Source organism: Gemmatimonadaceae bacterium, from assembly GCA_020851035.1.
GTDB lineage: Bacteria > Gemmatimonadota > Gemmatimonadetes > Gemmatimonadales > Gemmatimonadaceae > JACMLX01.
Genome location: JADZDM010000005.1, coordinates 531,763 through 551,852, shown reverse-complemented (window position 1 = coordinate 551,852; position 20,090 = coordinate 531,763). Strand labels below are relative to the sequence as shown.

The 20,090-nt window shown below is 71.7% G+C and carries 8 protein-coding genes; all 8 read right to left on the bottom strand.

All coding sequences use genetic code 11. The features are described 5' to 3' along the window. Nucleotides 1–13: 13 nt before the first annotated feature. Nucleotides 14–7,216, bottom strand: coding sequence for a hypothetical protein (locus IT355_06145; protein ID MCC7052830.1), 7,203 nt, complete (start codon nucleotides 7,214–7,216; stop codon nucleotides 14–16). A 22-nt stretch (nucleotides 7,217–7,238) separates the two neighbouring features. Further along, nucleotides 7,239–9,452, bottom strand: a complete 2,214-nt coding sequence (locus IT355_06140; GenBank protein ID MCC7052829.1) for an ATP-binding protein — start codon at nucleotides 9,450–9,452, stop codon at nucleotides 7,239–7,241. Beyond that, the gene (locus IT355_06135) at nucleotides 9,449–11,446 is read right to left on the bottom strand and encodes a hypothetical protein (GenBank protein ID MCC7052828.1); all 1,998 of its coding nucleotides are present in this window, start codon (nucleotides 11,444–11,446) and stop codon (nucleotides 9,449–9,451) included. Before IT355_06135 ends, IT355_06140 begins: the two co-directional genes overlap by 4 nt. A gap of 22 nt (nucleotides 11,447–11,468) precedes the next feature. Next, the gene (locus tag IT355_06130) at nucleotides 11,469–11,684 is read right to left on the bottom strand and encodes a hypothetical protein (GenBank protein ID MCC7052827.1); all 216 of its coding nucleotides are present in this window, start codon (nucleotides 11,682–11,684) and stop codon (nucleotides 11,469–11,471) included. A gap of 63 nt (nucleotides 11,685–11,747) precedes the next feature. Then, nucleotides 11,748–14,426: a hypothetical protein gene (locus tag IT355_06125; protein ID MCC7052826.1), complete on the bottom strand. Its 2,679-nt coding sequence runs from the start codon at nucleotides 14,424–14,426 to the stop codon at nucleotides 11,748–11,750. Between the two features lie 12 nt (nucleotides 14,427–14,438). Further along, the gene (locus IT355_06120; protein MCC7052825.1) at nucleotides 14,439–16,364 is read right to left on the bottom strand and encodes a hypothetical protein; all 1,926 of its coding nucleotides are present in this window, start codon (nucleotides 16,362–16,364) and stop codon (nucleotides 14,439–14,441) included. Between the two features lie 19 nt (nucleotides 16,365–16,383). Further along, nucleotides 16,384–17,853 carry a collagen-like protein gene (locus tag IT355_06115; protein ID MCC7052824.1) on the bottom strand — a complete coding sequence of 490 codons (1,470 nt, stop codon included), beginning with the start codon at nucleotides 17,851–17,853 and terminating at the stop codon, nucleotides 16,384–16,386. 30 nt (nucleotides 17,854–17,883) lie between these two features. Next, on the bottom strand, nucleotides 17,884–20,085 hold the full coding sequence (locus IT355_06110; GenBank protein ID MCC7052823.1) for a hypothetical protein: 2,202 nt from the start codon (nucleotides 20,083–20,085) through the stop codon (nucleotides 17,884–17,886). Nucleotides 20,086–20,090: the final 5 nt, after the last annotated feature.

Sequence of the window (20,090 nt, the reverse complement as noted above, 5' to 3'; positions counted from 1 at the left end):
CCCGGGGGCGCGGTCATGGCGTGGCCAGCTTCAGTCGGGCGGCGGTGCCCGTCGAGACATTCACGACCACCACGAGGCCGAGGTCGAGTTCCGGCTGGATCGCGGCGAGCCGCGCGAGTTCCTGCTGCACCGCGACCCGTTCCGGCGCGGACAGGTGGGTCTCGTCAAGGATAACGTGCGTCCGGGGATCGGGCCCGCCACGCGTGTCCCGCAGCGTGCGGCCAAGGTCCGCGGCGATCGCGGCGCCGCTGGCGCCCCGCTCGGGCGCGAACACCACGAACGGGCGGTCCTGGGCATCGAGGAACGTCACACCACCGCTGCCGCCACGCAGTGGGGTCGTGGCCAGGCCGGCCAATTGGCGCTGGGCGGTTATGGTGGCCTCGGCGCGCCGCACGCCGGCGGCGGTGAGCACCGTGCCGTCACCCTTGGCGAGGCGGTGCAGCTCGGCCGGGCTGTCGAGGCGCGCCCGGGCCTCGGCCAGCTGTTCCGAGGCCCGCATGTGCTCCGGGGCCATGCGCTGCGCCGTCACGTCCGCCTGGTCGAAGGCAAACCGACGGCGGCGCGAAACGTCCGCGCGCACGTCGCGCAGGACGGACGAGCCGCTGGCACCGAGCTGGCCGAGGTTGGTGGTGTCACCGAGCTGCAGCTCGAACTTCATGCGGTTCTTCGCGATGGCATCACGCACGGCGGCGGCCTGCGTGGGGCTCAGGCCCAGCGCGGCCGCCTTCTTCACGTCGTTGAGCTGTGCCTCGAGATGGCGCAGGTTCGCGTTCAGGTTCTCGCGGATGGCGGTGATGTCCGCGCGCGGCACGTAGCGGCCGGGGTAGTTCTTCACCTCGACCAGGATGAGCGTTGCGACGCCCTTGTCGTTGAAGTGCACGATGACGCCGTCGAAACCCTGGCCGCCGCCCCGCTGGATCACCGACGCGGGCAGCAGGACCTGTCCCTGCCGCTTGCTGTCGGCCTGGTCGGCGTGGAACTGGTTCCGGAACGCCTCCTCGCCGATCTCACCGGTGACGTTGCCCTCGCTACCCCGCTGCACCCAGTGCTTCACCGGCTGACCGGCCGAATCGATGGACTGGATTTCCTCGCGCCGCACGAGCAGTTCCCGCGTGACCGGGTCGCGCACCTCGAGCACGCGGTACGTCCGCAGCTGGCCCCCTTCCATCTCGCGCCAGGACCGGTCGACCTGCTCGAAGATGGCCTTGCTGTACTCCTTCCGCTTCGCCAGCGCCGAGTGATCGGCGTCGAAGCGTTCGTGCGCAGGATTGCCACGGTCGGACGGAGGAATCTTGCGCGACCCCCACGCGCGCGGTGCCTTCTCGCCCGGCGCCGCGATGTGGCCGACGCCCGGCGACAGGTCGCGCATCTCGAGCGTGGAACGGAAGTGGTCGACATGCCGCGAGATCCGGTCGATGTCCGCGAAGATCGCCTCGCGCGCCTTCGGGTCCAGCGCCCCGCTCCGCAGCAGCTCGAAACGGTCCTCGAGCATCCGCGGCAGCTTGTGCAGCTCGTGCCAGGCCTCCCACGCCTTGGTGCCGAACGGCGGCGGGCCGTTCTTCACGATCCACGATCGCGCGTACTCCACCGCGCGCACGATCGCGCCCGTGACGCCGACGTAGCGCTGCATGGCGTGCACGGTGCCGATGTGGGCCAGCACGTCCATCGGCCGCGCCTTCGGGCCCACCACCAGCTGCACGCCCACGATCACGCCGAGCCGCTTCACCCGCTCGACCTTGATGCTGTCCGGGGAGGCGGTGGGATCCACCTGCACCTTGAGCGTCTCGCGCATGCCGGCCGGCAGCAGCTCGCGCACCTGGCCCTCGTCCATCGCGCGGTGTGACACCATGTCCGCGTCGTCGCCGCCGCGACCGCGCAGGGTGGCGTCATCCGGCACGTCGAGGCGCTCCTTCGACGGCACCGCATCGGTGGCATCACGGGCCGCCTCGCGCGCGGCCGGTGACGACTCGCCCGCCTCGGCGCGGCTCTCGCGCGCGGCGCGGTCGCGCATCCCGACCTCGCTCTCGTGCATCTTGCGCAGGTTCGAGTACTCCTCCACGGTGATGTCGGGATACCGGCTCCGCACCACCTCGAACGAGTCGAAGCGCGGTATCGGCTGCCCCTTGAACGCCGCGTCCTTCACCTTGCCCATCACCTCCAGCACGCTGCCCGCACCCTTCATCACGGGCTTGAGTGCCAGGCCCATGCCCACGCTCATGCCCGCCTGCTTCGCGGTGCCCGCGAGCACGTTGGTGATGAAGTTCCCCTCCTTGTAGTTGTTGTCGTCGAGGGCACTGGTGGCGAGGGCCGACGGGATGTTCGCGACGAGGTTCTCGGCCCCCTCGGCCATGCCGACGGCGAGGATCTTCGAGATCCCGCCGCGCTTGACCATCGACTCGAGCATCGCACTCTTGGGGATGGCCTTGGCCAGGGCCCCCTCGGCCGGGTTCAGGAACGCGGCGCGCCCGCCGCCCTGGAGCGCGCACTGCACGCTCCGCCCGAACGCGAAGCGGGACGCCGCGGGTGCCGCCGCGTTCTTCACGGCGCCGATCAGCTTCTCGCCCATGCCGGCCGTCGCGGCAGCCGCCACGGCGTCGACGACACCGACGGCGATGTCGGTGTAGAGATCCTCCCAGCCGTACGCCGCGCCGAGAATGGCGGCCTTGATCGCGATCGTCGACGCCGTGGCCAGCACCGACCCGAGCACGGCAGCCAGCACCAGGCCGGCCGCACCGAAGGTGAGGATCGTGACGGCCACGCCGACGATGAAGCCGACGACGGTGGTGATGCGGTCGGTCCAGGTGTCGAGCATCTCCCGGTGCGCCTCGATGCCGGCGTGCACCGAGGCGACGTCCTGCGAGAAGAACCCGAGCTGCAGCTTCCGCTCCTCGGCACTGAGGTCGGGGTTCGAGAGCTTCAGGATCGTCGCGTCGAGCCGGGTGAGCTGGCTGTCGAGTGCGGTCTGCTGGTCGCCGGCCAGCCAGTCACCCAGCGGACCGGATTCGCGCTCCCAGTCGATCGCCTCCTTCAGCCGCTCCCGCTTCTCGAAGATGGTCTCGGGCTCCCCCTTGAGCATCTGCGTCACGTCGAAGCCGGTCCGCCCGCTGATGTCGTCCTTGATCTCGGCGTCCATGTCGAGATCGTCGTGCGGCTCGCTGCTCCAGGCGCGGTTGAGGATGCCGCGCGCCGTCCACCGATCGTCCAGCGCCAGCGTCCGGAACTCCTTGCGCGCCTCGTCGATCTCGGCGCTGGTGTGCCCCTTCAGCGCGTTGAGCGCCTCCTCGTCGGTGCCGTTGCCGCGCACCGCGAAGAACATGGTCTGGCCAAGCGTGAGGTGGCCGCCCTGCTGCAGCAGCTTCGCGGCCTTCTGGTTGTCGTAACCCGAGGTGTCGCCGAGGACGACGGTGTCGAGGTCGAGATGATAGTCGGCCTTGAACACCTTGCGGAGGGCGTCCATGTCCCCCTTCGCCTGCTCCTGGGCGACCTTCTCGATGCTCCGGTCCACGGCGCGCTGCAGGCGCTCCCGCTCCTCCCATTCGCGGGCCCCCGTCCACGCGGCCTTCGCCCGCTGGCGCGCCTCGGCCTCCGAGGCACCGGCCTGCTTCGCCGCCGCGTAGGCGCCGTCCCGCGCCTCCTTCTCCATCTCGACGAGCTGTCGCGCCATGACCACGCGCTGCAGCGGCATCGCCACCTGCCGTTCCCGTTCCAGCCGGCGCTCGTACTGCTTCGCCAGCACGGCGTTCTCGATGTCGTCATCGGCCCAGACGCCCTTGTGCTCGACCATGATGCGCGCGGCGTCGGCCTTGCGCAGGTCGTTGTCGGCGAGGGCGTTGACGAGGTTCAGCTGCTCGGGATGCTCGCGGAACCCGGTGTCGAACGCGGCGCGCAGCACGCTGCCGGAGGTGTTCTCGTACTGCGACGAGAAGTGGTGGTTGAACGCGCGCTCCACCTTGGCCGACCGCCGCGCGATCTCGGCCTCGACCTGGTCCGGCGTCCATCCCGAACGCTGGCCGCGCGCCTTCGCCTCGGTGCGGATCCGCTCGTAGATCGCCTCGATCTTCTTCCGGTCGCCGGTGACGAGCTTCCCCATGCCGGGGTGCCCCTGCCGCGCCATGTCCTCCTCGAACTGCCGGATCTCGGCCGGCGTGGGGAGGTGGTCGCGCAGGGCGAGGGCGTCGGCCGATTCGTCGTCACCGGCGACGGAGAAGCGGAAGCGCTGCTTGTGACGGTCCTTCTGCAGCTCCTCGTCGGCATCCGCGAGCAGCTGCGACTTGCCGTCCTTGCGGTACTTCTCGAAGGTCTTCCGGCGGTGCTCCGCGAGCAGCTCGGCGCGCTTCTTCGGGTCCTTCTCCGCCCGCACGTTCGGCGGCAGCTGGAGGAGCTCGTTCGAGAGCGCGTCGTCGTACATGGCGTTGTACGCGTCCTCGGCGGCCTGCCGCTCCTCGAGCGACTTGCCGTGGTTGATCTTGTCCAGCTCCTCGATGTCGGCGGTGGAGAACGGGTTCACCGCGTTGTACCAGGTGCCCTCGTTGCCCTTCAGGGCGATGCGGTGCCCGATGGCATCGGCGGAGGCCTGGTCGGCGTCCATGAGCTTCTGCGCACGACGCAGCTCGTTGCCGCTCATGCCATAGACCGCACCACCCTTCATGTCCCCCTCGATCGTCTTGCCGGGGTAGAGCGCCTTGTAGGCGAGCCGGATCGCCTGTGCCTGGATCTTGGTGAGGTTCGCGAGGCTGTCGTAGACGGTGCCTTCGTCGGTGTCCATCGAATCCAGCGCCTTGTGCACCTTCTGCGCGATATCCATGGCCGAGAAGCCGTCGCGCTGCGCATTGCCGATCCGGTCCAGCAGGAGCATCCGTTCACCGAACTCGGTGAGGATGCTGGCCTCGATGTCAGCGGCGATCGGCCCCTGGAGCTCGGCCTGGATGCGGCCACGGGTGGCGGCCATCACGGCACTCAGTGCCCGGTCGTCGCCCGGCTCGCCCGGGGTGAGGTAGGCGTCGAGGATGGCCTGCTGGGCCGCGTTGAGCCGCAGGTTGGCGATGATCGTGGCGCGGTCGCTGCCCTTCTGCACCTCGGCCGCGATGGCGGACGCCACGCCGAAGTCGTTCATCACGCCCACCGCGAGGCGGGCCCGCCCGAGCTGCTCGATGGCGGCGGCGTCGGCCTGCATCTGCGTGGCCTTGTCGCGCGCGGTGTCGGCGGCCTTCTGCTCGGCGGTGCGCTTCTTCCCCGAACGCTTCTCGGCCCACGCGCGGATCGCCTCGCGCTTGGCGTCACCCAGCTGCCGTGCCTCGGCCTGGTAGCCGGCGACCACGAGGTCATCGAGCACCTTCTGCGCCTTCTTGTTCGCCTCCACGTCGGCCAGCCGCGCCTTGAGCCACTCGTCCAGCTTCTCCTGCGCCTCACCAGTGGCGGCGGAGACCGGGGTGAAGCCGAAGCGCGCCGAGACCGGGTCGTTTGACTTGCGGATGATCTCGTACTCGTCCTGCTGGGCGGCGAACTTGTAGGCGTTGGCGAAGTCGTTGTGCATCCGCGCGACGACGCTGTCGCGGATCTCGCCCTTCTGCTTGAAGCGGACCACGAGGTCACTCACGTCCTTCGTCACGTAGCCCAGCAGTCGTTCGCGCCGCGAATCCACGTCCATGGCGAGCTTCACCTTCGGCGCGGCCTTCTTCACCTTGCCGGCGCGGATGTCGGCCGCCTCCTTCTTCGCCGCAACCTCGGCGGCCTCCTTCTTCGTCTTCTCGGCTGCAGCACGCTGCGCGTCCATCTCCTCCTGCGTGCTGCCCTTCGCCATCTGCTCGCGCAGGCGACGCAGCTCCTCGCGCCGCGCCGCGACCGCCTTCTCCAGTTCCTGGTCGGTGATGCCGGCGCCCTTCTGCAGCTCGGTGACCTTGGCGTCGACGGAGGCCCGCACCTGCGGAAGGTGCGAGAGCCCGATCGTCGGCGCGTCCGACTCAAGCACCGGCCCGATCAACCCGGACGAGTACACCGACTTGCGGATGCCGCTGAGGATCTGCACAGCCGTGACGCCACCCTCGGCGCGCAGCCCGGCCAGCGCCCGCCCGATGTCCTCCTTCTGCGCCGGCTTGAAGGCGATCGGTGGTGGCGGCTCCGGTTCGTGGTACGGAGGCAGGATCTCGGCCACCGCCTTGTCCTTCTCCTTCTTCTTCGCGAGGTCGGCCACCTCGGGCGGCTTCGGCACGTCGAGCAGCATCTGCCGCATCTCGCCGTAGGTCTTCGGCCCGTCGTCCTCGAACTTCGCCGCCGGCGTATCCTTCCCGCCCTTCTTCTTCCCGCCCTCACCCTCGAGCTTCTTCGCTTCCGCGGCGTTGAAGGCATCCTCACGCACCTTGCGATCAGCGATGCGCTTTCCGTCCTCCCTCGCGAGGGCCTCCGCCAGTTCACCCTTGGCGGTGTTCTTCAGGACCAGCATCTCCGACGACGTGAACGGGCGGCTGCCGAGCACCGGCACGCGGCCGTACGGCGTGGGGTTGAAGCCGTAGCGTGGCACATCCGGGAGCTTCTTCTTCCCGACCTCGACCAGCGCCTTGGTCTGCGCCGGCACCGGATCCGGCTCACGCGGCCGGTCGCCCTGCGGCTCCTGTGCGCCACCACCACCGCCGCGCGACGGCGCACCCTCGCGTGCCCCGCCGCCGGTGCGTGCGAGGCGGAACCCCTGCGCACGCTGCGCCGCCTGCGCGGCGGTGAAGGCCCCCGAGTCGAGCCGCGGCAGTGCACTGGCCGCCTTCGACACTTCGCGCTGCACGTCGCCGATGGCGCTGACACCGGTCGGGTGCAGCACCGGCGCCTCGACGGGACCGGGGCTCGGAATCTCCGGCGCGGCAGGCGTGACAGCAGCGGGTGGTTCCAGCGCCACCGGGCGCGGCGGGGCCGCCAGCTGGTCGCGCGACACCGCGACGTCACTGCCGCCAGCGCCTCCCGCGCTGGCCGGCTTTCCACCATCGCGGAGCGCGTCACCGGCACCGCGCGCCGGTGACGCGGCCCTGGCGCCAGCGGCACCATCGCCACCCTGCTTCAGGACGGCGAGGTTGCCGAGCGTGCGCTGCTGGCGATCGGCGTCCAGGCGTGATGGCGTGACCGCATCCACCTTCGGCCCCGCGAGCGACCCGCCATCGAGGACGGCGGAGTCGGGCGTGACATCCGGCGGCTTGCGCACCTGCGGCGCGAAGGTACGCGTGGGCGCCGTCATGACACGTGAAGCCCGCGTGCGCTCAGGCGTTGCGCGGCAGCAGGCCGGCGTACTGCCGGAACTGCGCCACGGAGGGCGTGAGCCCCTGCTTCACGCACTGCCGCGCCATCGCCACCACGAAGTGCCGCATCGCGATCGGCTCACGGCCCAGGCCCTCCGAAGCCGCCAGGTACGCTGCGTCGAGTGCCACGTTCCGGATGTCGCCGCCGGCGATGCTGAACGCGCCGGCCAGGAACGGCAGGTCCACGTCGTCCGCCAGCGGCGCCGGCGGCGGGAGCACGCCGCGCCAGAGCCGCAGGCGGTCCGCCTCGGCGGGCAACGGAAACTCCACCACGTAGCGCATGCGGCGCGAGAACGCGGCATCCAGGTTGCGCGCGAGGTTGGTGGCCAGCACCACGATGCCGTCATGCGCATCGAGCTGCTGCAGCAGGTACGCCACCTCGATGTTCGCGTACCGGTCGTGCGCGTCCTTCACCTCCGACCGCTTGCCGAACAGCGCATCGGCCTCGTCGAAGAAGAGCACGGCGCCGGCATCGCGCGCCGCGCGGAAGATGCGGTCGAGGTTCTTCTCCGTCTCGCCGATGTACTTGCTCACCACGGCCGAGAGGTCGATGACGTAGAGGTCGAGTCCCAGCTCGCGCGCGATGACGCTGCAGGCCATCGTCTTGCCGGTGCCCGAGGCGCCGGCGAAGAGCGCGGTCGCGCCCCGCGAGCCGGCGGCGCGGCGCCCGAACTGCCACGCGTCCAGCACGATGGTGCGGTCGCGCACGGCGGCGGTGAACTCCTGCAGGCGGCGCATGGTGTTCGCCGGCAACACGAGGTCGTCCCAGGAGTGCGGTGTGGGGGCCAGCACGGCGAGGGCGCCGAGTCCGTCGCGGGAGCGCGTGCGCGTGGCGAGCGAGAGCGCGGCGACGAGGCGCGCGGTCGGCGCAGCGTCGGCCGCCAGGTCGTCGCCGACGTGGGCGTGCTGCTCGTCGGTCACCTGCGTCACCACGCGCCGCACCTCGCCCGGCGTGATGTCGAAGCGGTCCGCGAGCACCGCCGCCACCGCGTGATCGTCCGGCGTGGACAGGGAACTCGAGGCGAGGGCACGCCGCCACACCGCGGCGCGTGCGGCCACGGTGAGCGCGGGCATCGCCAGGCGGGCGACCCGGTGACGCTGCAGCAGCGTGTGCCACCGGGTGGTGGCCGCCACGCGCAGCAGCACCGGCCCCGCCGCATCGGTGAGCGCCTCGGGAAGTGCCATGCGCCCCGCCGGCTGCGGGTCGCCGTCACACCAGGCATCGATGCCATCCACGAGGATCACCGCATCGTGCAGGCGCTGGAACAGCACCGCATCACGGATCGCCGAATGCAGCTCGGGCATCGCGAGCTGCCCCACCGCGTCGCGCGACTGCAGCGCGGCGAGGTCCAGGTGCAGCAGCGGGCAACCGCGCGACGCGGCGAGTGCGCGGGTGAGCATCGTGCGGCCGGATCCGCGGCGCCCTTCCAGCACCACCAGCGGCGTGCCGTCGCCGTGTCCGTCGGCCAGCATCGCGTCCAGCCGGTACAGGCATGACCCGTCCCCGCCATCCCCTGCCGGCGCCACCTCGACGCGGACCGCCGCGGGAAGGTGCTGCCACGGCGCGCGCGCGTCGCCCAGCAGCGCCACCGCCAGCGGCGTGACGCCTACGCCCACCGAGGATGCCGACTGCGATGGTGTCACGTCCAGCAGGCGCAACACGCCCGCCTGCACCAGCGGTGACGCCGGTCCCATCGCGTCGGTGAGCGTGGAGGCCTCCGCCTCGCTGCGCGCCAGCAGCTGCAGCGCCAGCGCGCGCGTGGGCCAGCGGCGGGTGAGGTCGTCGTTCAGGTAGCCGAAGACGGGCTCGTAGTGGCTGAACAGCTCGCGGGCCAGCGCCAGCAGGACGAGTTCACGTTCCACGACGCCTGGTGCGCACCAGCGAGCCAGGGCACGCCACGCCGGGTGCAGCAGCAGGTCATCGGCGAGCGGCGCCTCGTCCGGGCCAGCCAGCGCACCACGGGCGTGGGCGCGGCGACCGTCCGCGAGCAGCGACTCCACCCGCGCATGCCCCACCGAGATGCCGCGCAGCTCGTCCAGCGTGCACTGGTCACGCGCGCGCACGCGCTGCGCGGCGGCGGCGAGCCGGCGATCCAGTGCGTCGAACGCCGTCGCCTGCGGCGTCGCGCAGGCGTCGATGGCGGCCCACGGCAGGTCGTACAGGCGCGCGGTCATGCCCCCTCCGCCGGAAAGAGCATCACCAGCGGCGGTGACATCCAGGGCAGCGAGTAGCGCGCGTGGAAGAGCCCCGTCATCGACACGATCATCGCCAGCGGCGGCCGCGAGAGCGTGGCCACCACGCGCTGTTCCTCCACCAGCACCTGCGCGTCCACCGACAGGAAGTTGGCCCACAGGTGCGGCAGCGTGGCCCGTGAGAATCCGGGCAGCCGCCAGGCCAGCGAGCGCAGCATGCCCTGCGCCACCACCTGCAACGCACGCGCCATCGTGGCAGGCACCTGCAGCACCGACGGCAGCGCGATCCAGTCGAGCTCATCGCCCAGCCGGTCCAGCCGCAGCAGCGCCTGCGCCACGTCGGAGGTATCGGCAGCGTCGAGTGGCGGCGCACCAGACACGCCGGGCAGCATCACGCACCCACGTCCAGGGTGACGCAGGTGCAGCGCGTCACGCTGCGCGCGATCGGCGCAGAACACAGCGGCCGGTGCCGGCGCCACAACCGTCCCGTCGATCCAGTCGTGCAGTCCGTCCGCGGCGTCCGGCCCGTCGCCCTCGCGCACGGCAAGCCAGTGCCCACGCGCCGCATCGAGCAGCACGGTCACCGGTGCACCATCGCCAGGCGCCGCCTGCACCAGCATCCAGCTCGCCGAGCCGATCGCACCGCGTGCCTGGTGCCATCGCGCTGTGGCGCGCTCCAGTCGCGTCGCGTCGCCTGCGGACCGCCCGGCGATCCAGCCCAGCAGCGCCGAGTGAGGCACATCCACGCCGACGCCGGCCAGCCGGCGCGCCACCGGATCCCCGAGCACGCGGATCGCGTGGCAACCACCGCAGGCCGTCGCGAAGACGCACAGGCGCAGCAGCGCGGCGGCAGTGGCGCGGCGCACGGGCGGGTCGTCACCGCCGCCGATGCCGGGCACCCCGTCCGCGACCTCCTCGAACGGCATTGCACGCGCCATGTCAGCCAGCAGCAGCGGTGCGGCCACCGGCATCCATTCATGCTCCGGCTCCGCGTGGTGCTGTGCGACGTTGGCGTCCGAGCCAGGGGTCGTGAACCGCGACACCAGCACGGCGCGCACCTCGACCGGCAGGGCGACGAGGGGAGCCAGCCGGCCACCGTCGCCGCTGCCCGCCACCGCGTGCAGCGCCGCAGCCTCGCCCAGGCGCAGCGCATGTGCGATCACCGGCAGCCGGCCGACGCCCTCGGCGGTGAGCGTGGCGAGGCGCGCCACGGCACGCGCCAGCGGCACCACGTCGCGGCTGCGCTCCGCCATCGGCAGGCGCGCCACCTCGGCCAGCATGCGCAGCACCCAGCGTTCCTCGTCGTCGCGCTCCGCGGGCGGCGGAACGTGGCGTGTGCGCTCGAGCAGCAGTGCCGCGATGCCGGACGCATCCGCAGAAGGCAGCGTCGCGCCGAGTGCCTCGACCAGCAGCCGGGCGGCCTGGCGCGTGACCTGCGCCGTCACGAGTGCCAGGTCGGCGGTGTCGAGGGTGGCCAGCGCGGCCAGTCCCGTGCCGGCGTCGCGCAGCAGCGCAGTGCGGATCGCGTCCGGCCGGCTCAGCATGCGCAGGCCGTCGAAGTCGCCGTACCACCACTTCGTCCAGCAGGTGCCGTTGGTGAGGTCGGTGAGGAAGCTGGCCAGGTACGCCGCGGGCGACGCGAATCGCATCACCGTCACGCCGTCGGCACCGGACTCGATCGCATGCGTCACCGCCCGGGCCAGCTCGGTGGCCCATGCGCCGGCCAGGTCGGCCTCCTCCCATGAGGCGTTCACCACCAGGTCGATTTCCAGCCGACGGATGCGCCAGACCGTGTCGTCCGCCCGGTGCGACGCGGCGGCGAACCGTGCCTGCAATGCGGCCGGCAGGTGTGCCTGCAAGGCGTCGTGCAGCCGGCGCCGCACACGTTCGGGCTCCGGATGGTCGGCGGCCACGAGCACACGCTGCGCGATGCGCGGCGCGCGCAGCGTGCTGCGGCGGCGGGCCGGTGCGATCACGCGCGACACCGGGGGCGGTGGCTCACGAACCCGCCGCCTCGCCCGGGGAGGTGGTGGCGCCGGCTGCGGGCGCCTGCTGTTCCGCGAGCATCTCGCTGAGCACCTGGATGGCGCCGCTGATCCGCAGCATCGTCTGCCGCAGCTCTTCCTGCCGCAGGTCGAGGTCGTGCTGCAACTTCCGGCCGGCCTCGAGCTCGGTGCGCAGGTCGTTGAGGCGGGTTTCGAGCTGCTGGCGCATGGATTTCCCGGTTCAGGGCACGAGTGTGGGTTGCGACCGCACGCGGGGCGTGCGGCTGGGGCATCATTTCACGGTCTTGCGCCGGCGTGGCGATGGCGCCCGCACGGGAGCCGGCTCGGCGGGCATGCTGGTGGTGGCGCGTGACACCGCCAGCGCACGCCCGACGCTCCGCCAGGCGCGCGCCGAGACCAGCCCGACGGCGCAGCGCACGAGCGAGATGCCCGGTCCCTTCGCCGCGCCCCACGCCGTCCCCACCGACATCGCGAAGTCGTCGAGCGTGGCCTCGGTGGCCGCGACGCCGATGGCGGTGCCGTCCTCGTCGCCGGAGGGGATGATCACGTCGCCGGCGAGGATCGCGCCGCGCACCCGCACCGGCACCTGCCCGAGCATCGCTACGCGCTCGAAGCGGTGGCGCTCGTCGCGCGCTGGCGTGTTCGCGAGCAGGGCCGGCGATGTCGAGATGATGAGCAGCTGGTCGGCGCCGACGGTCTCACGGCGCAGGCGCCCTGCAAACACGCCCACGAGATCACCCGGCTGCATCGCCGGCTCGTCCTCGTCGCGTGGCAGCCACTCGGCGTAGTCGGCCGACGTGGTGTTGAATGAGACGCCGATGCCGTCCCCCTCGATCGAACCGACCGCGGTGGCGCCGGCGAAGCAGGTGAGGAAGTTGTTCCCGAACCCGGCGACCGGGGCGGCGACGCGCAGGGCCAGCACGTCGGCACTGTTGCCGCCATTGCGGTTGTCGATCACGGCCACGTGCGCGGTGACCTGGTCGGCGTCACCGTTGGTGTCACCGGAGACGTGCAGCCGGCAGAGCGCCGGTGTCGGCCCGATCGCGGTCCGCCCCCCGAAGTCGTTCATCACCACGTCGCCGGAATCGCCGTTGACGTGCACCCGACGCACCCAGCCCGTGGTGTTGGCCAGCGTCGTGCTCCAGACGTCGAACCGTGGCACACCGCCGGTGTCGTCCATCTCGATCGTCACCGCACGTCGTGCCGGATCGGGGAACACCCACGCGGCGTTGGCCTCGTCGTGGTGGGCGTTGAACGACAGGCTGCTCCAGACCGAGGGTCCGTTGCCCGCGCCACCGCTGGTGTAGATCCGGTTCACCCGCAGCCCGAGATTGCCCTCGATGTGCACGCGATTCGTCGGCGTGGTGGTCTCGATGCCGAGGCGCCCGCCGCGCAGGGAGAAGGCGCCGGTGTTCGCCTCGTTGAACGACAGCCGGCCGCTGAAGTCCGGCGTGCCGGCGTTGGCGAGGTCGGTGCTGCCCTTGGTGAAGTCGATGTAGCTCACCCCCGACGCCGACTTCGTGCGCAGCTCGATGCCGATGTTCGCGGCCACGCCGGCGGCGGCATCACTCACCACCACCAGCGCATTGTCCTCGCCATGCACCTGCAGCCGGTGCTTCGGGTCAGTGGTGCCGATGCCGACATTACCGCCGGGCTGCAGGAACAGCCGGCCATCGGCCCCCCCCTCGCTGAAGTTGAGTCCCGGCTTGCCACCTGGGAGCGTGTTCAGCTTCCAGGTCGGCACACCGAGGGGCGTCTCGAAGGCGAGCAGGTCCTCGCTGCCACCCTGTGCGCGGATCACCAGCGGTGCCGTGGTGGGCATCGGCGCACCGATGCCAACGCGACCCGCCGCCGTGACCACGAACCGCTCCTTGAAGTCCGCCGGCGTGGCCGCGCCAGTCACCGGACCGACCACGAACCGGTTCGTCCCCGCATCGGCGTTGCCGATCTGCGCGAAGATGTCGGTGACGAGCGGGCCGAGCCCCGGCACCGGGCGACGGCGGATGGCGAGCGGACCGCCGCTGTCGCCGTTCGACTCGTCGCGCAGCATCAGCCGTCCGCCGAGCAGCTTGGCATCACCCTGCACACGCGCGTTGCCTTCCACCCAGAGCAGGTCCTTGTCGGTGGCGGTGTTCCAGACGGTCGGCGCGTAGGCCGCCGCATCCCGCGGCCTGATCCGCACGAATCCGCGTGCCGCATCCACCGTCTCGGCCACCACACCCGCGTACCGCCGCTTCTGGTCGCTGACGGCGAGATCCGCCGCCGCACGCGCCTTGAAGCTGCCGGCGTCGGTGGGGATCGCCGGCGGCGCCCACCGCACCACGCCGAGCGGCACCAGCCACTGCGCCGCGTCCCAGGTGCCGGGGAAGGTCTGGTACGCAATCGACTCGTCCACCAGCAACGGGTCGGTGACCGCGCCGATGCGCTGCGGCACCTGCGCGGCGTCCACCGTGTAGGGGCCGACGGTGACCGGCACGTGGCGGTCGGAGTGCGCGGGGCGTTCGCCGACCACGATGCGGAACGACTCGAAGAGCCGTGAGGACTGGTCGTCCGCGGTGCAGGCCTCGAAGCCGTCGGCCGGCCCGCCGCGCGGCGTGGCGGTGAACTGCAGCCAGACCTCCACCAGCCGTCCCGGTGGCACGCCGTCGTCCACACCGGCGGTGAACGGGATGCTCGCGAAGAGCTCCGAGGGAATCCGGTACGGCGAGAGCACGACGAGCGGGCGCCCGAGCCCGTCCCACGCGTACCCGGGCTGGAGGTATACGTCCACGCCACTCTTCACCGGCTTCTCGATGAGCTGCAGGCCCGAGGCGATGCCCCAGGAGTGTGCCCCCAGGTCGTGGCGCGCGCGGGCGATGCGCTGGTAGTCCACCAGCGCGCTGAGGTCGGCGGCGTCGAGGTACTGCTGCTCGTAGAAGCGCGGCCGGTCGGTCTGCATCGGTGTCGTCATGGCGGGTCCCGGCTACTTGTTCCTGCCGCGCGGGCGCTGCCGCAGCAGTTCATCGATCTGCTCCTGCTGGCGCGCGACCGTGCGCTGCAGCGATTCCAGCACGTCGTCCGCCGGCGCACTGCTGCGCGGCCCGCGCATGACGCCGGCCGCAACGTCACCGAGCAGGCCTCCGGCCAGTCCGCCGATGGCCGACAGTCCCTGCTCGCCGACGAGGGTGCGGAACATCGGCTTCGCCATCTGGTCGAGCACGAACCGATGGAGGGCGTTGTCGCTTTCGGTCTTCGACCACACCGGCTCACCCTTCTCGTCGCGATCCCCCATCAACCCACGCACCAGCGTCTCGGCGGAATCGGACTTTTCGCGCGTGAGCAGGGCCTGGAACGCCAGTGACATGAAATCGCGGCTGGCGGCGGTGGTGGCGGCCGAGGCGCGGAAGTTGTCGGCCGGTGCATTGGCGGTGTAGTCGTCGCCCCGGACGCTCGCGGCGGCTGTCCGCCACGCACCGCCCGTGGTGTTGCCCGCCGCATCGGCTGTCGCACTGCCGATGGCGCCGACGCCGATCGCACCAACACCGCCGATGCCCGCCACCGGGGCCGGCTGGGCATCGGAATCCGGCACGAAATCGCGCTTCGGGCGCAGCATCGGCCGGCAGCACAGCCGTTCGATCGCCTCGCGCAGCAGGCGGCCGAACGGCAGCACCGACAGCCAGTAGTCCATGGTCGGGAAGGTCAGGACGTACTGGCGCTCGGTGGTCCAGTTGCAGATCGACTGCACGCTGCAGCCGTCGTCGGTGCGCACCGTGACCATCGCCAGCGGCACGCAGCCATCGGCGGGTGCCACCGGGCACTGCGGCATCATCGCCTTGCAAAGGCAGGCCATGATGATGTCGAGGATGGCCAGCGCGAACTCCTGCGCGGCGCGGCCGATGGCGTCGTTGAACCCCGGGTCACCCGGCTGCGGGCAGGCGATCGCCGCCACTCGGCGGGCCGTCTCGCAGCCGTACCCCGAATTGGCGAAATACCAGTCGGCCAGCGCGTCATGCATCTCGCAGCACCACTCGTGCAGCTCCTGCTGCGTGGTGCCGGTGGGCTTGACCGGCGGCAGCGCATCCTGCAGCTCCAGCAGGCAGGCCATGAACGAATCCACCATGGCGCCCTGCGACGTCTTCCGGTCCCGCGCCTTCGGTGCCTTGTACACGCGGAACGAGAAGGTCTCACAGGTGACGGTGTTCTCGCACTGCATCAGCGACGCCCCGCGCGAGGCGCTGGTGGTGGCGACCGTGCCCTTGCTGCCGCCACAGCCACAGCCGCCGGACGACGACGCGCCGTGTGAATGCCCGCCGCCGCCACCGCCGCAGCCACAGCCGCCGGACTTCGCACCACCACCACCACAGCCGCACCCACCGGACTTCCCGCCCCCACCGCAGGCGCACCCGCCGGACGTCGTGCCGCCGCAGCCGCAGCCGGCTGATCGCAGCGGTGCCACCCCGCGCGACGACGACTCGGCATAACAGATGGCGAGGATCCACTGCTGCACCGGCTCGTCACAGCCCCCATCCACCCCGGGGCGGCTGCAGTCGGGCTGCGTGACGGTGCGACACTCGTTGATCAGGTCGCACACGTTCACGCGCTGGTCGGCGCAGACCACCACGTCCTCGCCACAGGGCGAGAGGGCGTAGCCCTGCCGCACGATCACCGAGCCGCTGTCGCAGCCGTCGCACTGCACGTCCAGGCCACACACCACGCCCCAGCCGTGCAGGTAGCGGTTGTGCAGCTTGTGCTTCGCCACGATGTAGTGGTCGAGGCGGTTCAGGTCTTCCTCGGTGAGCAGCTGGCCGGCGAAGAAGCGCGGCCGGCACAGGCATTCGAGGCCCCCGCACGCCGTGCAGCGGCGGGCGGTGGTGGAGCGCTGCGGCCGTGTGACCGCGACGGAGTTCATGCTGGTTCCCATGGCCGCCTCATCCCCGCTTGATCGTGAACCAGCTCTCGAACGTGCCGCCCTGGATGCCGAACGCCGATCCCGACGGCCGGTCGCCCGTCGGCAGCTCGGCCCGCACGAACTCCGCGTCGATCGCGCGCTTCTCTCGGTCCACCACGAAGTCGCCGCGCAGGCGCACGAAGAGGCCGCCGCTGTCCGGTCGCTCGAGCTGGATGCGCGCCTTGTCGTCGATCAGCAGCGCCAGCGCCTTCATCAGGCCGCCCGGTGGTGCCGCACCGGGCGCCGCCAGCGCCACCGCCTGCGTGACCACGGTGCCGACGATCGTGGCATCCACCGCCACGTGCGGCGTGATCAGCGGGCATCGGCAGTCGAACTGCCCGCTCTTGTTGTCGATGAACAGGTCCTGCCGGGCGAGCGCCTCGAACACGTGCGAGGCGACCGTGCTGTCCCACTGCACTTCAGCACTGAAGGCCACCACGATGCCGCGACCGAGCGGCCGCCCGTTCGGGTCGAGGATCGCGAGCAGCTGGCCGCTGTCTCGGTCGTGCCGCCAGCTGAGCGCGATGATGCGTGTGAGGTCCGCCTCGAGGCCGGGGCCGGGTGGCCCCTGGAGCCCGGGCAGGCCCGGCAAGCCGTCGGCGCCGTTGCGTCCGTCCTGGCCGACCGGGCCGCGCGGCCCTGCGGGACCCTGTGGCCCTACCGGCCCCTGCGGACCCTGAGGCCCCGTTGGCCCCGTTGGCCCCGCCGGACCGCCGCCCCCGCCACCCGTCGTCAGCACGCAGTCCAGCACGCGCTTGATCGCCGAGACGCTCGGCAGGATGCGGCGGTCGGTGACGTTGTCGATCTGCGCCGTCCCGATCGCGTCACCGACGTGCCAGTTGGCGATGGTGGCGAGGATGACGCAGTTCTCGTCCTCGCAGTCGTCGCAGCCCTCGATCGCCTCGTTCCACAGGTCGGCACATGCTCCCGGGGCGGGCGCCGCCGGCGGCACCGGCGCATCCACGATCACGTCGAGCCGGAAGCTCTCCAGCACGCGGTTCGGCGCACAGCGCGTGTCGTCGCAACCGCACTCGTCGTAGAGCACCGGGATGTCCTCGGTGGGACACTCGCGGTAGCGGATGCACACCTGCAGCCGGTGCCCGGTCTCGGCGTCACCGGCGTCGAGGAGCGCCTTCACGGCGGGGATGGCGTGCAGGTCGATGCACTCCAGCTCGCGCAGGTGGATGTCGTGGCCGCAGCAGTCCACCGCGGTGCCCGGCTGCACGCAGACATAGCGGGTGCGGCAGGCGGCGTTGGCGTGCGGCACCACCTTCAGCCCGCAGACCACGCCCCAGCCGTGCAGCCGCGCGTGGTGCAGCCGCAGCTTGTCCACGAAGAAGCGTTGCTCGTCGCGGAAATCGCGCTCGACCAGCAGCTTGCCCGTGAAGTAGTGGTTGCGCGCCAGTGGCCCGAAGTCACAGTCGGGGCACGTCGTCGAGTCATGGCACATGGAATCTCCGGGGTGGCAGCGGACGGGCGTTCATTGCAGGGTCGTGGTGCTGCCGATGCGCGCGGAGGTCCCGACGCGCAGCGGTGGAGTGACGGGATCGCCGGGTGGCCCGCCGAGGATGGTGGAGCGCCCGAGTGTGGACTGGTCGACCGTGACGCCCGGCGCCGGGTAGCGGCCGACGACGGAGTCGTAGCCGATCATCGACTGCACGCCGACGCGGAACCGCGGCGCGACGTACTCCAGGTGCCACCGCGTGTGCGCCGGACTCTCGTCGCGCAGCAGCGCCTCCAGTCCGCGCCGTGCCGTGGCATCACAGGCGAGGCTCGCCGGCACGAACACCGTGAACGTCGAGGCGTACACGTGCATCGGGTCGCGGAAGGGATCCTGCGTGCCGATGAGGCGCGTGACGCCGGTGCGGGCGCCGTCACCCAGCCGGCTGCGGCTCACGATGGCGTTGCCCCAGAGCGCCGCGTCCTCTCCCAGCCGCGCCCCGCCCACGAACAGCCAGCGGCGCAGGCGCCAGTGCTCCAGCAGCAGCGCCGGTGCGCGATGGGCGTGGCGCGGTGGCGGCGCTGCACAGGGATCGACGCGCGGTTCGCAGCGTGCCGCGGTCGCTGCACACCCGCACCCGCCGCCCGTCGACGGCTCCCGCCGGTCGTCGCGCAGGCCCAGGTACAGCAGCAGCATGGACCGCAGCCCGGCCACCGTGCCGCGTTCGTCGAAGAGCGCCGGCGCGCGGCGCAGGTACTCGCGTCGCCGCGCCTCGGGCCAGCTCCGGTCGAGCGCGATCCCCACCCACCCCGCCAGCCAGGAGAGGAAGTCCGGCGCACCGGCCGACGGGGACTCCGCCGGCGTGGACCGCGGGTCGAACAGGCCGGCCTGTAGGTCCAGCCGCGACTCGATCGAGCGCAGCGTGGTGTCGAAGAGCGACAGGAAGCGATCGGTGAAGTCGCCGGCATCGGGATCGTGCACGAACACGCCGGGCAGCCACCGCGACAGCGACACCCGCGGCGACTCGATCGTGACGCAGTGCACCCGCGGCGTGCCCTTGCCGTCGCCCTGCAGGCGCAGCTCCAGCCACGCGAACCGACCGGGCCCGCTGCGCACGAGGCAGTCCCACTCCACGCAGGCGCCATCGCTGCCCGCCGCACGCCGCGCCACGGCGCGCGTCTCCCACGCCGCGTCCGGCAGCGCCGCCACCAGGTCGTCCGGCTCGGCCAGCTCCGACGTGCGCGTGTACACCGTCACGCTGCAGCCCGGTGGAATTGCCGCGGTGAGCGTCACCCGGTGCCACTGGCACTGTGCGATGTCGCTGTCCAGCGGCGCGCTCCGGTAGCTGCCCGCCGTGGCGAACGTGACCTTCGTGGCCGGCGCCCCACCGGGCAGCGCCGCGCCGGTGGCATCGAACGCCTCGCAGCAGCAGTCGTGGTGGTGCGAGAAATCGATCACACCCGCCGGCGTCACCCGGAACGGCAGCGGCGCGAAACGCCGGGCGATGGCATCCCGCGAGGTCGCGGCCTCCAGCGGCGTGCCGTCATGCGCGAACACCAGCACCTCCGCGAGCGTGGACACGACCACGTACAGCCGGTTGTGCCGGTCCACCGCCAGGTGCTGCACGTCGCCAAGGCCCACCAGCGCGGAGAGCCAGACACCCCGCGTGGAAAAGCGGTGCACGGCACCGTTGGCCGGATCACCGACGTAGAGGTGCCCGTGTGCATCGGCGGCGATGCAGGTGGGCTGCCAGGGCACGGGCTGCGCGCTGGCGGGTGGCGTCACGTGCTCACGCAGGGCGTAGCCGCGCTGCGAGAACACCGACAGGCGCGCCGCACCACGATCAACCACCACCAGGTTGCCGCATGTCGCCACGATGCCCCGCGGGTCGGTGAACTGCCGCGCCCCGACGCCCAGTCCACCGGTGTGCGGCACCGTGACGAACCGGCAGTCGCAGTCATCGAACTTCGCGAGCCGGCCCGAGGCCCGGTCCAGCAGCCAGATGTCGCCGGCCTCGCTCACGGTCACCCACGCCGGCGGCACCAGTCCGCCCAGGCTGCCCGACGGCTCGTGCAGGTCACGTGCGCCGGCCGTGAGGTCGAGCTGCAGCGCCCCGTCTCGCGCCGCGATCACCGCCGCATCCAGGAACGCCGCACGCCACCCGCGGCCGGCGTCGAGCGTGAGCACGCTGGGGTCGTGCGGTGGCCGCGGCACAGGAGGCAGCATCGGGAAGCTCGTCATGGCGC

What these genes read in the sequence shown, in the direction of transcription:
- IT355_06145 (MCC7052830.1), bottom strand. Translation starts at nt 7,216, where the DNA reads ATGACGGCGCCCACGCGTACCTTCGCGCCGCAGGTGCGCAAGCCGCCG.
- IT355_06125 (MCC7052826.1), bottom strand. Translation starts at nt 14,426, where the DNA reads ATGACGACACCGATGCAGACCGACCGGCCGCGCTTCTACGAGCAGCAG.
- IT355_06130 (MCC7052827.1), bottom strand. Translation starts at nt 11,684, where the DNA reads ATGCGCCAGCAGCTCGAAACCCGCCTCAACGACCTGCGCACCGAGCTC.
- IT355_06110 (MCC7052823.1), bottom strand. Translation starts at nt 20,085, where the DNA reads ATGACGAGCTTCCCGATGCTGCCTCCTGTGCCGCGGCCACCGCACGAC.
- IT355_06120 (MCC7052825.1), bottom strand. Translation starts at nt 16,364, where the DNA reads ATGAACTCCGTCGCGGTCACACGGCCGCAGCGCTCCACCACCGCCCGC.
- IT355_06115 (MCC7052824.1), bottom strand. Translation starts at nt 17,853, where the DNA reads ATGTGCCATGACTCGACGACGTGCCCCGACTGTGACTTCGGGCCACTG.
- IT355_06140 (MCC7052829.1), bottom strand. Translation starts at nt 9,452, where the DNA reads ATGACCGCGCGCCTGTACGACCTGCCGTGGGCCGCCATCGACGCCTGC.